This is a genomic window from Psychrobacter sp. DAB_AL43B, assembly GCF_900168255.1.
In the GTDB taxonomy this organism is placed as follows: domain Bacteria; phylum Pseudomonadota; class Gammaproteobacteria; order Pseudomonadales; family Moraxellaceae; genus Psychrobacter.
The window spans coordinates 2,412,188-2,426,255 of sequence record NZ_LT799838.1 but is presented as its reverse complement, the minus strand read 5'-3'; the positions used below and the strand labels follow the sequence as shown (position 1 = coordinate 2,426,255).

Here is a 14,068-nt window from a genome sequence, read left to right as displayed (position 1 = left end):
AAATCCCTAAGTCTTCCTAGCTTTGAATGGAATTATTTGGCGGCTGGTTGTGCCGGTTTGTTGGCAGTTTTACCATCGGTAGACTTATCCATATTTTTTGCAGCTTGCTGTGGTGTTTTAGCAGCAGCCCCTTTTGCAGAAGGCTCAGGGTTTGGATTTTCTAATGGTTTCGCAACGACCTCTTGTTCAGGCTTGACTTTTGCACCACCGATAACGACTACTTTATCGCCAGCTTGAAGGCCGTCAGTGATCACCCATTGCCCTTTATAGGTACCATTAATCGTGACAGGACGAACTTGGATTTTATTGTTTTCATCAACGATATAAACTTGCGTTTCACTCTTGGTCGAGCGCATCACTGCGCTTTGTGGTACGAGTGCTGCATTGGTAATCACACTTTGGGTCAAGCGGGCGCTGACATACATACCTGGCAATAAGATATTGCTGTTATTCGGGAATACCGCACGTAATGTCACTGCCCCTGTAGACTCATCGACTTTCGCTTCTGATAACGCCAACTCGCCGCGTACAGGATACGTTGAGCCATCCTCTAACACCAATTCAACCGAGCTCATTCCTGCCTGAGCTTTGCCAGCTGAAATTTGCTGACGCAATTTTAGTAGCTCAGAAGAGGATTGACTGATATCAACATAGATAGGATCTAGGCGTGAGATAGTAACCAAAGGAGTAGGTTGACCAGAGCTGACCAATGTACCAGCGGTAACGCTAGAGCGATCCGTACGACCTGAGATAGGTGCGCGTACGATCGTACGATTCAGATCTAAGGTACTGGCTTGTAGGCTGGCCTTCGCTGTTTGGATACCTGCTTTTGCGCTTTCAATACCCGCTTGCGATTGACCGATAGCAGCATTAGCACTTTGTACAGCGGCCTGCGCAGTACGTACGGCGGTTTGTGCTTGGTCGTACTGCTGCTTTGAGATGGCATCGATAGCAACCAGCCCTTGCAGACGTTGTAAGTCGTTTTGTGCTTGTGATAGCGACGCTTGACGGCTGGCTAACTCCGCTTTTGCATTGGCATTATTAGCCAAAGCTGTCTGATAGTTGGCTTCGGCTTGTGCTATCGCCGCCTGACCACTGGTGATAGACGTTGCGTAGTTATCCGTATTAATACGATATAAAGGTTGGTCTTTTTTGACGTTGCTGCCCTCACGGAACAACACTTCGTCGATAATTCCGTTTACTTGTGGGCGAACGTCCGCGGTTTGGTATGCCGTTGTGCGTCCAGCAAAAGTCTGTACTTGTGGTACGGTAACAAAGGTCACAGTTTGGACGTTGACGACGGAGGGCGGCATTTGTTGCTGTGCGGCCGCTGCACCATCGGCGTCCTGTTTTTTGTCACAGCCAACCAGTACAGCTCCAGATAGTACAGTTGCTATTACAAGCGCAAGATAAGAATGCTTCATCAATGTCCTCGACAATATAAGTATTACATAATAATAAATAGTGACAGTATAAAAAGTTTATGGATAAATCTTAACGTATGAGATATAAAAAATAATATGTATTTACCGCCGCCAGAGTATATCGGCCGTTAAATGCGCAATAACCGGATAAGTAAATTTAATTTAATGAATTATTATAAACTATAGGGTATACCCCACAGTCAAGGCACAAAAAACCAATTGCACCTCATATAACCATCTTTTAGTATGATAAATGCCCGTGACATATCGGAAACACAAGCACAACATCAAAATTACATTACAAAATTCATCGTGGTTGATGAAATACAATATTGTTAATTTTTGTTTTTTTGATGAGATTGAGGAATATTAGTAGAAAAATCATCCCAAAGCATCAGCTGTTCAGAAAAAACTGGCTTTAGCAATACTTAATTATGAACCCTGAAATACTAGTGAATGATAAATCGAATTAGATTAGTTTTAGTATTAATGACAATCACAAAAAATAGGACGACAGCGTCGTTATCATATTTGTTTATGATAAACCTGTGCTGCACTTAAAGGTAATAACTTAAGCGCACAATTATCTTTGTGGTTTTAACCATAAATAGCGGCTCATTATAATAAACGTGCGCTGGCAAGTTCAGTCAATTGATACAGTCCTTGACGATAGCGATTGTCAGGTAAGCTACTCAATGCTTGTTGCGCAAGTTTGGTTTCTTCTAAAGCACGTTGTTTACAGTAATCAAGCGAGCCTGAATGACGTACTAGCGCAATCAATTGTTCTGCATTTGGGGTTTTACCCGTTTGCACCGCAATACGTAATTGCTCATAACCTTCTTTATTACTGTCCTTTAATAACTCAAGTGCTTTAATAGTAGGCAAAGTAGGTTTACCTTCTGCTAGATCATCGCCGAGGTTTTTACCCATCAATTCACTATCGCCACTATAATCGAGCACATCATCAACGATCTGAAAGGCATTACCAAAGTGCTGACCGAAATCAGCTAACGCCTGCAAGTGCTGCGTTTGACCTTGCAAAATCGCTGCGCCTTGAGTCGCCATCATGAATAACCGTGAAGTCTTGCCATCAATAATGTTTAGATAATCTTCTTCAGTTGCTTCAGGATTGTGCTGATGTTGAAGCTGCAATACTTCGCCCTCAGCAATATCACAAGTGCCATCTGAGAACACCTGTAATAATGGCAAGCTTTGAAAACCCACCAACAAGTTAAAGGCGCGGGCAATCAGATAGTCGCCGACCAGCACCGCTGTCGCATTGTCCCAAGTGGCATTAGCAGTTGGTTTACCACGGCGCTGTCCTGATTCATCAATGACATCATCATGTACCAACGTTGCCGTATGTAACATCTCAGTAATCGCCGCCAAATGCATGGCTTGCTGTGATGGCTCGTCATTGAACATCCGTGCACACAACAGAGTAATTAAGGGGCGCATACGTTTGCCGCCCGCATTAATCACGTGCTGTGATACATTCATCACCAACTTAACTTTGGAATTAAGACTACCAAAGACTTGTTTATCCATAATTTCAAAATCATCAGCAACAATGCTTTGAATATCAGCATAGCTTGGTGCTGTTGATAAATTGATCGATGGCGTAGTGGATAGTGGAGCTGCAGCGTTAGATAGAGAAGTACGGGTCATAGTGAATAATCATACCAATGAAAATAAAGAATGTTTTAATAGCTATTTATGGTCAAGCTATCGTTTTATGCATAATAGCATAGCTGTCTATATAAATTGTTGATTTAAGTATAGCAGAATGAAGGGTATAGCTTTAGATTCTAGCTAATATAGCTTGATTTATAAGGGCACAAGATAAAATACAACTGATTAGAATGCATTAATCTATGAGTTGAATAAACAATAATTTATTAACAATGAGCGCTTGCCTATAAAAAACTGTAAGTATCTGATTAGATAAGTTATAATAGCCGCTGTTGGATTTTAACCAATATTCTTGCTTGTTATTAGGCGGTCTGTATTAATAGCGATATACATTACGCTGGTTAATCAATGACATTGCGTTTGATATGAGCGTAGGCTGTTGGTATTACCACCACACAAAAACAAGAGACGCGGCTTGCTTTTATGAGCAAAAAGCCGTAAAATCTTGCCTTTAATTTTTCCCTGTCGTGTTCGTCGTCGAAGTGTTGGTATGATATCAGCCACGGCACACGGGTTAAACGGAGTCATACAATGTACGCAGTAATCAAAACTGGTGGTAAACAGCACCGTGTAGTCGTCGATGAGTTGCTTAAAGTTGAGCTACTTAAAGCAGAAACAGGCGCAACGATCAAATTCGAAGACGTGTTGATGATTGTTGACGGTGAAACTGTCAAAATCGGTCAACCTATCGTTGAAGGTGCTAGCGTTGAAGTTGAAGTTGTTGAGCATGGTCGCGGCGAAAAAATCCGTATCGTCAAGCACAACCGTCGTAAGCATTATCACAAAGAGCAAGGTCACCGCCAATGGTATACCTTGTTAAAAATCAAAGCGATTAATGCTTAATTAACGATTATCAGTTTATTGATAATTAATAACGCACTAAAAGCTTAAGAGTTGTCGCATTAGCGATAAGTCACATTAACAAGGAGATTTTCTCATGGCACATAAAAAAGCTGCCGGTTCAAGCCGTAATGGTCGTGATTCAAACCCAAAAATGCTCGGCGTAAAAATCTTTGGCGGTCAAGCCATCGTCGCTGGTAACATCATCGTTCGTCAACGTGGTACAGAATTCCACGCCGGCGAAGGTGTTGGCATGGGTCGTGATCATACTTTATTTGCACTAAATGACGGTGTGGTGAAGTTTGCGACTAAAGGTAAATTCAACCGTCGTTATGTGATGGTTGAAAGCGCCTAGTTGCCCATCTAGGTTGTTTTATCTTTTGCATAAAATAACTTGATGACTAAAAAAAGCCCTTATTACCGGTTGGTAGTAAGGGCTTTTTTATTCTATAAATTATAATTGATTCACTTTTAAAAGAATACAGTGCTGCTGGGATCAGTTTTTTGTAGCCTCTGTCTGCGTAGGCACAGCAAGCAAGAAAAATTTATCCCAATAGCGCGTTATAATATTTGCACTTCTTTTATTTAGGACTGACTATATTATAAGTAAAAGCTAAAAATTTATGAATGCCATTTATATGAAAAGCATTCAAAAATACGGTAAATACCGTTTCTTACAGTGTAATTGCAACGGTTACAAGCGTGTATGGCGGCGGTAGTAAAGATTGCAAATCATGACTAGGCGCGTAATAAAAAAACTGGCACACTGTCTTCATTGTTTTATCACACCGATTTTATTCTCGTGAGATAAACATTTACTGAAAACAAAAATTTAATAAAACGTTTTATTTTTTATGCTATTTTGCATTTTGAGAGAGGATTTATAATGACTTTATTGACCAATCAATCTATTAAACAGACAACAACTCTAAAACAAAAAATAATGGGCGGTGCTCTAGCTGGTGTTTTGATGACCACGCTTGGCGTTGCAGCACCTATGATGGCATTAACACAATCTGCCCATGCTGCGCCTGCTAGTAATTTAACAGCAGCCAAGAATTTAAATAAGCTTTTAACCAATACCAAGAGCATGACTGCTAATTTTAGCCAAACCACTAAGGGTGCTAACAGTGGTGCTTTTACCGGTACGATGAGTGTGCAACGTCCAAATAATTTCCGTTGGGAAACCAAATCACCATCAGAGCAGCTGATTGTGGCTAATGGTAGTTCAATGTGGGTTTATGATAAGGATTTAGAGCAAGCAACCAAACAGAACGTAGATAGCCAAGTAGGCAATACACCGGCACTACTACTATCAGGTGACCCAAGTAAAATTGATAAGAACTTTAAAATCACGCAACCATACGCCAATAAAAACTACTATGTGCTGTATCCGAAATCTGACAGCGCCAGCTTTAAGAGTTTATCAATGAGCTTTAGCGGCGGTAAGCCAGTGATGATGGTATTAAATGACAGTTTGGGACAAACCACTTCTATCAAGTTTAGCAGCATTAAATTGAACCCGAGCATCGGCAGCAGTCAGTTTAAGTTCACACCACCAAAAGGTGTTGATATCATTAATCAATAAAAGTTAATCAATTATAAGTATCGCTAAGTGATATTTAATCTATAAAAAAGACAGATCCTACAGGGTCTGTCTTTTTTTGGGTATAAATAGGCTATTAAATTTCAAATCATTTTTTTACTAAGATATTTTTATTCAACTTTTAAATTATAGCTGCTGATTTTCCAGATGCTAAGCTTCAAAAGGCTAAGCTTCAAAAGGCTAAGCTTCAAAAGGCTAAGCTTCAAAAGGCTAAGCTTCAAAAGGCTAAGTTTCCATAACCTAAGACATAGATTTAATGGCGTCTATATCTGGCATCGGTGGTAGCTCATCTAAATGGCTCATACCAAAGGCATCTAAGAATTGTGCTGTAGTATGCAACAAAGCAGGGCGTCCCAACGTATCTTTATAGCCGTTCTCTTCGATCCAACCTTTATCAAATAATTGGCGTAAGATATTGCTTGAAAGCGTGACACCGCGCACATGTTCTATGTCGCTGCGTGTTACAGGTTGCTTGTAGGCAATCACGCTCAATGTTTCAAGTAACGCTTGGCTTAGGCGTTCTTGACGTTGTGGAAAGACGCTCTGGATTAAGGCACTATAGCTATCAGCGATTTGCAAGCGATAACCACTGGCCGTTTCATGTAAACTTAGTACACCAGTGTCTAAGCGTTGTTGTAGTAACTCTAGTGCCTGATTTAACGTCTTAGTAGACAGTGAAAGGTGTTTTTTTAGGGTGTTAGCGGTCAATGGAGATTCTGAGGCATGTAATAGCACTTCAATATGTTTGCTGACTATGTTGAGCTGCTGTAGCTCTTTATCCACCGAAGAAGGTGAGGTTGCTGATTGTGAAGCCATGTCTTTCATTGTTTTTTCTTTATTAGGGTCACTTTATTGAGATAACTTTGATTAAGCCAATGCAAATTAAACTAACCACTGTAACGTTAATTTTCCGAGGTGGTTGTCAGTATTAGATAGAGTGCCATCAGCGTTATTTGCTGTGCTAGTGCTACTGTCTGCATCAGTATTAACCACACCAATCAGTTGACGCTTCATTAATTCAAGTACGGCGACAAAGCTCACCACCACTCCGATCTTACCTTGAGCTTTATCTAGTAGCTCATAAAAGGAGCGGGCACCATCCGTACTTAGCTGCCGACTGATACTGGCAATACGATCAGCAAGGGGCACAGCGTCAACCTTAATGGTATGCATCTGATAATCTGGTTGTAGCTGCATTTTAAATAAGCTATCAATCAATAGGGTCGGTGAGTAGCTTGGCAATTCAGCGCTCATAATATCTTGGCTAGGCATGCTAACCATCGCTAAAAATACATCGCGCTCAAGTCGGACTAAATTGTCCAAACGCTGACTGGCGGCTTTGATTTGGGCATATTCCTCAAGGCGCTCAATCAGTTCGGCTTTTGGATCGCGTTCATCGGTAGGCGTTTCTGGCTTAGGTAATAGCAGCTCAGTTTTGATCGCAATTAACGTCGACGCCATCAGCAGATAATCACCGGCTAATTCAAAATGCTCGGTATCTAATTCACTGATATATGCCAAATACTGCTCGGTAATCGGCAGTATCGGCATCTGAGTCAAATCAACATTATTTTTTTTGACCAAATATAGCAAGAAATCTAATGGTCCGGCAAACTGCTCTAGCCAAATGGCAAACGCTTGCGGCGGCACATACAGATCTTCTGGCAAATGCTGTACCGGCGTTTGATAAATGCGCAGCGACATATCATGGATAGCTAAATGGTCGTGCTCGCCATTACTATCCATAACTGTCGAGTTTTGATGCGCGTTTACAAGAGAGGCGACTTTTGGTAAAGCCGCTGGTTGATTTTTTAGCTCAGTCTGCACGCTTAGCATCCACTGTGATTACGATAAGTTAAAGCAGTCAGAGGCTTATTTAAGCTTAGCAAGGGGACGGATACCAATAGCGCGGCGCGTTTTGTCTAGTTGCTTACGGCTATGGCGACGGGCTTTTTCTGCCCCCATTTGCAGAATTTCTTCCAACTCTTTCGGATTGGCCATGAGTTCTTCGTAACGCGCGCGAAATGGGGCAACTTCTGCATTGATTTTATCAAATAAGGCTTGCTTGGCATCGCCCCAGCCAATACCAGCAGCAAACTGTGCACGCATGTCGGCGATTTCTTCCGGCGTAGCAAAGGCTTTATAAATCTCAAAAATAGCAGAATCGTCAGGATCTTTTGGCTCATCTGGCAATTGTGAATTGGTCACGATTTTCATAATCGCTTTATGCATCTGCTTTTCAGCGCTGACTTGTGGATTAGACTCACCAAATAGCGGAATGGTATTGCCATAGCTTTTGCTCATTTTGCGCCCATCAAGCCCCGTTAATAAGGGCATCTCATCATCGACGACGGCTGAAGGTAGCGTAAATAGCGGCTTATATTTATGATTAAAAGTACCCGCAATATCACGCGCCATCTCAATATGCTGAATTTGGTCGCGCCCAACAGGAACATGAGTGGCATTAAACATCAAGATATCAGCAGCCATCAATACCGGATAGCCAAACAGACCCATAGTAATGCCTTGATCGGGATCGACGTCAGTTTTTTCATTATTGATATCGACAGATGCCTTATAAGCATGGGCACGGTTCATAAGACCCTTGGCACATGAACAATTGAGTATCCACGCCAGCTCCGGTATCTCTGGTACATCTGACTGCCGATAAAACGTCACACGCTCAGGGTCGAGGCCACAAGCAAGCCAAGTTGCAGCAATCGCTTTGGTGGACTCATGAATGGCAGCAGGATCATGGCATTTAATGATGCCATGATAGTCTGCTAAGAAAAAAAATGCTTCACTGTCACTATTCTGGATAGATGCTATCGCTGGTCGAATTGCGCCGACATAGTTGCCTAAGTGCGGGATTCCAGTAGTGGTAATACCTGTCAATATGCGCTTAGGCGCGTCCGAATTATCAAGATTATTATCGCTCATAAGATATCCGTTATTTTGATTTATTATTCATTAAGTCATAGTTAGTGGCTATTTCAACAGCAGAGTATAGCAAATTTGCAACTTCTTTTTAATAGGGAATAGCTGAAATATAACGGTGTAAGAAACCAATAAAAGTAATTTACCCAAGATATTATATAAATCTAAAGCCATAAAAGATTGATTAATATTCTCACCAATTACTTATAGATATCAGTACGACCATCAGGACCATTCTTGAAGCGGCGATGGAACCACATCCACTGGGTTGGATCAATACGAATCAGACCTTCTAATATCTCATTGACACGGGTAGCATCAGCGACTTCATCATTGCTTGGATAGTTATCCAACTCTGGCGTAATGGTTAGATGATAATGCGGACGTTTACCTCTGGGTAAATTATCTGGCGTCTGCCGGTAAGTATGTAAGGCCATTATCGCTGGTAGCTTGTTATCATTACTGACTACTGTAGCCAGTCGCCGTGTTGCGGTAATAGTCGCTGCTGGTACGCCAAAAAATGGCGCCATGACGCCTTGTTTAAGACCATAATCTTGGTCAGGCGAATACCAAACGATATGTCCCTCTTTAATAATATTGACTAAACCACGCATATTACGGCTAGAAATCAGCTTGCCAAATACGGGAGCGCGGCCGTTATAAATGAACCAATCAAGTAGCGCATTGTTCTGTGGTCGATACATACCATCCATAGGGAAAAACTGGGTGCATAGCATAGCGCCTAGATCGAGCATCGTATAATGAGCGCCAAGTAAAATAACGGGACGGCCATCGTTTTGAGCATTGATCACATGCTGTAGCCCAGAGATAGACACCGTACGGGTAAATATATTAGGACGGAACCAGGTGCATAGGGTTTCAAATACGCCGATACCTTGGTTAACAAAAACCTGTTTCGCCATTAGCTCACGCTCAGCTTCTGGCTTGTCAGGAAATGCCAATCTGAGATTAATCAGCGTATCCCGTCGCCGTGTACCTGCTACTTTATAGATTAAAATACCAAGCTTACGACCCAGCCAAAATTGCCAACGTAATGGCAGATAGGCTAATGGCACAATGATGGCCATTAGTAGCCATATGCCCCAGTATTTAGGCAATAAAAACTGCCATTCAAAGGGTTTTTTATCTATTTGCCCGATTCGTTTATGGTTTTGCTTAATCGTTGGCATGCCATCAGGAATGGCGGGTGATTTAGTAGGTTTGCCATGCATTGCCGCCTCAGATGGTGGCATGCTTATTTTTGAATCAGACTTACTGGGATCAAACTGTTCAGGCGCTTTCATAAGATCGTTACTAATGATGAAAAGTTATGATTATGATGGGGTAGTAAGCTTTACTTTGCAAGGTAATTCACGCACTGTCATTAGATGCTAATTGACAAGGTGGTTTTTTATAAAAAGCATTTATGTATAAATAATCATGATACATAAAAAAGTATCATAAATAAAAGTATCACCCATAAAAAAACCTTACAAGCTGTGACCAGCTTATAAGGTTTTGCAAATCTACTCTTTCTTTGAATGCTTTTACTATCGCTCTGAGATAAAGACGGCAGCTGCAAGAAAATAAGAGATAGCTTTGATTAACGTTTTGAGAATTGTGGACGTTTACGTGCTTTACGTAGGCCCAATTTCTTACGTTCAACTTGACGTGAGTCACGAGTAACAAAACCAGCAGCTTTTAGTGCAGGCTTGTTAGTCTCATCGAGCTCAACTAACGCACGAGTAATACCGTGGCGAATAGCGCCCGCTTGACCACTGATACCACCACCTTTTACAGTGACGTATAAGTCATAAGCAGTAGGCGAGTCAAGTAGCTCTAATGGTTGACGAACAACCATGCGTGAAGTTTCACGGCTGAAATATTCATCAAGTGGCTTACCGTTAACGATAATGCTACCAGTACCTTTAGCTAAAAAGACACGAGCAGTAGACGTCTTGCGGCGACCAGTTCCGTAATTGCGTTCCATAAGTATATCCTTAGATGTCTAGTTCTTTAGGTTGCTGAGCTTCATGTGGATGTTCAGTACCCGCATATAGTTTCAGCTTCTTGATCATCGCATAGCCAAGAGGACCCTTTGGAAGCATACCCTTAACCGCTTTGTGTAGAACATCTTCAGGCTTACGTGCAATCAGCTTTGTGAAGTTGGTTTCTTTGATACCGCCTGGGTAACCACTGTGACGATAGTATTTTTTATCTTGCGCTTTTTTACCCGTTACCGCGATTTTTTCGGCATTGATGACGACAATGAAGTCACCAGTGTCAACGTGCGGGGTATAACAAGTCTTATGCTTACCGCGTAAGCGACTAGCAATTTGCGTGGCTAAGCGACCAAGAGTTTTGCCGTCAGCATCTACGACAAACCAGTCATGGGTCACTTCAGCTGGTTTTGCACTAAGTGTTTTCATGATAAAACCTTAAAATTAAAATTCGTTGAGAGTTTAGCTTGGGAACGGGGCTCTCAAAAAACAGACTGCACATTATAAGCAGTAGCGCCTACGCTTGCAAGCTGCATTGGGGTTTATTTTCGCCTTATATACATTAAACTGCAGCGTTGGGCCAGTTTTTCAGCGGTTTTAAACATTTTTTACATTTATTAATCGATTTCTTTAACCAGACAATTATGACGATGATAGTCGATAAAGTCCAGCAACAACTTGTCCAACCTTAGTCTGTTTCAGGCACTCAAAACCCAATACTCCTTGGCTAATGCTTTTTTGAGCGAACGATTTTTCGTCAAGCTTAGCAGCCAGCTCGCTCAATTGTTCCTCTAACGCTTTATCTGCTTCCAAATAAATCAGCGTTTCTGTATTGATTAATGCCTGCGTAATAAGGGTGGTCAAAATAGGTTGCCACAACTCTTCTGCATAAGGCGGATCGATAAATACCACATCAAAATGGCGCTGATTTAGCGGGTTTTGAGTCAAAACTTGCTCGGCTGCACCTTGAATGATTTGATAAGTAGTTGGGTCAAGGCGTAATTGTTCGGCACTTTGACGTAGCATTTGACTTTGAGCGGCGCTCATTTCTATAAAAGTGCAATGTGCCGCCCCACGTGATAAGGATTCGAAACCTAAGACGCCGCTACCTGCGCAGCTATCGAGTACGTGAGCGCTGTGCATATCGGCAATTAACCAGTTAAACAAGGTCTCACGTAGGCGATCTGGGGTTGGTCGTAAGCCATCAGCATCAATAAAATTCACAGTACGGCGCTTAAACTGACCGCCAATGATACGCACATCACCAGCAGCAGCGTGTTTCGCTTTATGGTTTGGGTTAGGCTTACGCGTGCTTGAGGTCTTTTTCATCATTTTTTCTTAGCTGCCTAATTGATACTCAATATTTTACTCAGCGCTTGCTGTGGTCGTAGCAGCTTGAATTTGTTCTTTCTGTTTTTCTTCTTGCTTTGCTTTTTCTGCTTCTAATGCTTTGTCTTCTTTATCACGTATAGCATCACGCATCAATTTTTCAAAGGATTTTTGGCGCTTAATAACTTTTAACTGATCAGCAGTTGGCGGCAAGATAGGGTTAGATTTGCGTTGTAATACCCAATAGTCAAATAAAGCGCGTCCAATAGGAGCAGCAACGACACTACCACCACCGCCGTTTTCGACCAATACCGCTAGGGCAATTTCGGGGTCTTCTACTGGTGCAAAACCATTAAACCAAGCATGATCCCAGTGGCGCTTATCCAGCGCGGATTTATTATAGCTTTTACCCTGAGCAATTGATTTTACCTGTGCTGTGCCCGTTTTGCCGGCGATACGATAGCGCGGCGTATAGATGCCACGTCCAGTACCTGCTTTGACCGTTTGTTCCATGGCATCATGCATGCGTAGCCAGTCAGATGGTTTGCCATTATAATCAATCTTGCCATCCGGTTTGGTGATGACGTCGACTGCCGCTGCACCGTCGCTACTTTTTAACAAGTGCGGAGTAATATGATTACCTTGATTCGCGGTCATGGCAGTTGCATTAGCGATCTGTAGGGGCGTCGCTAAGAAATAACCTTGACCGATACTAACCGAGATAGTTTCACCCGGTAACCAGCCTTTATCGTAGGTGTCTTTTTTCCATTTTGGTGATGGCATAATCCCAGATTTTTCATTGGGCAAGTCAATACCGGTTTCTTCACCGAAACCAAAACGCACCATCCAGTCATGCAAGCGCTGAATGCCCATTTCATAAGCCAGTTTGTAATAATAAGTATCCACCGACATCATGATAGATTTTTTTAGATCGACGGTACCGTGACCGCCTTTTTTCCAATCGCGAAAACGGTGTGAATCTCCAGGCAAGCTAAAATAACCAGGATCATAAATAGTGGTTTCCCAATTACGTAAACCGTAATGAATACCACCTAAGGCTTCAAAGGGTTTGATGGTCGAGCCAGGAGGATAAGTACCTTGTAGGGCGCGATTATATAGTGGCTGATCAAGGTCTTCGCGCAGATTGCCATAGTCTTTAAAAGAGATGCCGGAGATAAAAGGGTTGGGGTCATAGCTTGGGTTACTAACAAACGCTAATACGTCGCCGTTTTTTGGATCTATCGCCACAATCGCGCCGCGACGACCGTCAAGCTGCTGCTGGGCCACAGTCTGTAAGCCATAGTCTAAGCTTAGGGTAATATCATTACCGGCGATCGGTGGCTTGGTATCGAGTTGACGTAGAATATTGCCATACGCATCGGTTTCTACCGACTGATAACCTGGTTGCCCAAGTAAAATATCTTCATAAAAATCTTCGATGCCAATCTTGCCGATAAGATCGGTACCGGCATAGCGATCCTTATTTATTTGCTTAGACTCTTTGTCGTTGATGCGTCCCACATAGCCGATAACGTGTGCGAACAGTTCATCATAAGGGTAAGAGCGCGTCAGCTTACTTTGGATACTGACCCCGCGAAAGAAAGGTTTGCGTTCACTAAACTGCGCCAATTGCGCATCGGTTAAGTCAATCTTGATCGTCACTGGATCATTTTTACTTTTACTTAGCCGCGCTAGAATGTCGGTAATATTTTCATCCGTCAGATCAAAAATAGGCGCCAGTAAATTTAAGGTGCGCTCTGGGTTTTCAACTTCATCAGGACTGAGCATGGCGGTAAATACAGGCTGATTGTCCGCAAGAATGATTCCATTACGATCATAAATATAGCCACGGCTTGGCGGGGCAGAAATCAGCTTAATGCGATTATTATCCGCTTGGGTGGTGTATTTATCGTGGGCATACACTTGTAAATAACCATAACGCATTATTAAACCCATCAAACCCAAAAACATCAATAATCCAAGGATAACAATTCGACTGGTAAAAATACTGTTGACCTGTTCGGTATCGGGAGTTAGCGGTTTTTTCATATAAAGTCAGTACCCAGACGGTCGGTGAATCGATAAATCAGAAGGAGAGGGATTAAAGGAGATATGGGTTAAATAAAAGCCAGCTATATTAAGTCTGCTTAAGGTCAAGTCTCGTTAAGCCAAAGCGAGGTGAGCATAAAGGATAAGCTAAAGTATTTCAATAACATAGCGCGATATGACGATAATATAAT

The 14,068-nt window shown here is 42.2% G+C and carries 14 protein-coding genes; 4 read left to right on the top strand and 10 right to left on the bottom strand.

What is annotated here, in order from left to right; all coding sequences use genetic code 11:
* Positions 1-32 precede the first annotated feature (32 nt).
* Positions 33-1,424 carry an efflux RND transporter periplasmic adaptor subunit gene (locus tag DABAL43B_RS10295; RefSeq protein ID WP_079692286.1) on the bottom strand — a complete coding sequence of 464 codons (1,392 nt, stop codon included), beginning with the start codon at positions 1,422-1,424 and terminating at the stop codon, positions 33-35.
* A 618-nt stretch (positions 1,425-2,042) separates the two neighbouring features.
* Positions 2,043-2,972, bottom strand: coding sequence for a polyprenyl synthetase family protein (locus DABAL43B_RS10290; RefSeq protein WP_197684695.1), 930 nt, complete (start codon positions 2,970-2,972; stop codon positions 2,043-2,045).
* Between the two features lie 675 nt (positions 2,973-3,647).
* Here DABAL43B_RS10290 and rplU point away from each other — a divergent pair.
* The 4 genes from rplU (at position 3,648) to DABAL43B_RS14575 (ending at position 5,801) form a co-directional block, all read left to right on the top strand.
* A complete protein-coding gene (rplU, locus tag DABAL43B_RS10285; protein ID WP_010199185.1) occupies positions 3,648-3,959 on the top strand; it encodes a 50S ribosomal protein L21 in 312 nt (103 codons plus the stop codon).
* Between the two features lie 94 nt (positions 3,960-4,053).
* The gene (gene rpmA / locus DABAL43B_RS10280) at positions 4,054-4,311 is read left to right on the top strand and encodes a 50S ribosomal protein L27 (protein WP_010199200.1); all 258 of its coding nucleotides are present in this window, start codon (positions 4,054-4,056) and stop codon (positions 4,309-4,311) included.
* A 531-nt stretch (positions 4,312-4,842) separates the two neighbouring features.
* Entirely contained in the window at positions 4,843-5,544 is a 702-nt protein-coding gene (gene lolA / locus DABAL43B_RS10275; protein WP_079692284.1) for an outer membrane lipoprotein chaperone LolA, read from the top strand.
* Positions 5,545-5,687: 143 nt separating this feature from the next.
* Positions 5,688-5,801: a pentapeptide repeat-containing protein gene (locus tag DABAL43B_RS14575; RefSeq protein ID WP_079693094.1), complete on the top strand. Its 114-nt coding sequence runs from the start codon at positions 5,688-5,690 to the stop codon at positions 5,799-5,801.
* 1 nt (position 5,802) lies between these two features.
* Here DABAL43B_RS14575 and scpB read toward each other — a convergent pair whose 3' ends face one another.
* The 8 genes from scpB to mrdA form a co-directional block, all read right to left on the bottom strand.
* Positions 5,803-6,378, bottom strand: a complete 576-nt coding sequence (gene scpB / locus DABAL43B_RS10265; RefSeq protein WP_079693093.1) for an SMC-Scp complex subunit ScpB — start codon at positions 6,376-6,378, stop codon at positions 5,803-5,805.
* A 66-nt stretch (positions 6,379-6,444) separates the two neighbouring features.
* Positions 6,445-7,308, bottom strand: a complete 864-nt coding sequence (locus DABAL43B_RS10260) for a segregation and condensation protein A (RefSeq protein WP_079693092.1) — start codon at positions 7,306-7,308, stop codon at positions 6,445-6,447.
* A gap of 126 nt (positions 7,309-7,434) precedes the next feature.
* Positions 7,435-8,502, bottom strand: a complete 1,068-nt coding sequence (gene trpS / locus DABAL43B_RS10255) for a tryptophan--tRNA ligase (protein ID WP_079692283.1) — start codon at positions 8,500-8,502, stop codon at positions 7,435-7,437.
* Positions 8,503-8,699: 197 nt separating this feature from the next.
* Positions 8,700-9,803, bottom strand: a complete 1,104-nt coding sequence (locus DABAL43B_RS10250) for a lipid A biosynthesis acyltransferase (RefSeq protein ID WP_079692282.1) — start codon at positions 9,801-9,803, stop codon at positions 8,700-8,702.
* Between the two features lie 299 nt (positions 9,804-10,102).
* Entirely contained in the window at positions 10,103-10,489 is a 387-nt protein-coding gene (rpsI, locus tag DABAL43B_RS10245) for a 30S ribosomal protein S9 (protein WP_079692281.1), read from the bottom strand.
* Between the two features lie 10 nt (positions 10,490-10,499).
* A complete protein-coding gene (gene rplM / locus DABAL43B_RS10240; protein WP_079692280.1) occupies positions 10,500-10,928 on the bottom strand; it encodes a 50S ribosomal protein L13 in 429 nt (142 codons plus the stop codon).
* 213 nt (positions 10,929-11,141) lie between these two features.
* Positions 11,142-11,828 (bottom strand): 16S rRNA (guanine(966)-N(2))-methyltransferase RsmD, encoded by a 687-nt coding sequence (gene rsmD / locus DABAL43B_RS10235; RefSeq protein WP_079692279.1) that lies wholly within the window; start codon positions 11,826-11,828, stop codon positions 11,142-11,144.
* A gap of 36 nt (positions 11,829-11,864) precedes the next feature.
* Complete coding sequence (gene mrdA / locus DABAL43B_RS10230) at positions 11,865-13,877, bottom strand: penicillin-binding protein 2 (RefSeq protein ID WP_079692278.1); 2,013 nt, start codon at positions 13,875-13,877, stop codon at positions 11,865-11,867.
* Between the last annotated feature and the right edge of the window lie 191 nt (positions 13,878-14,068).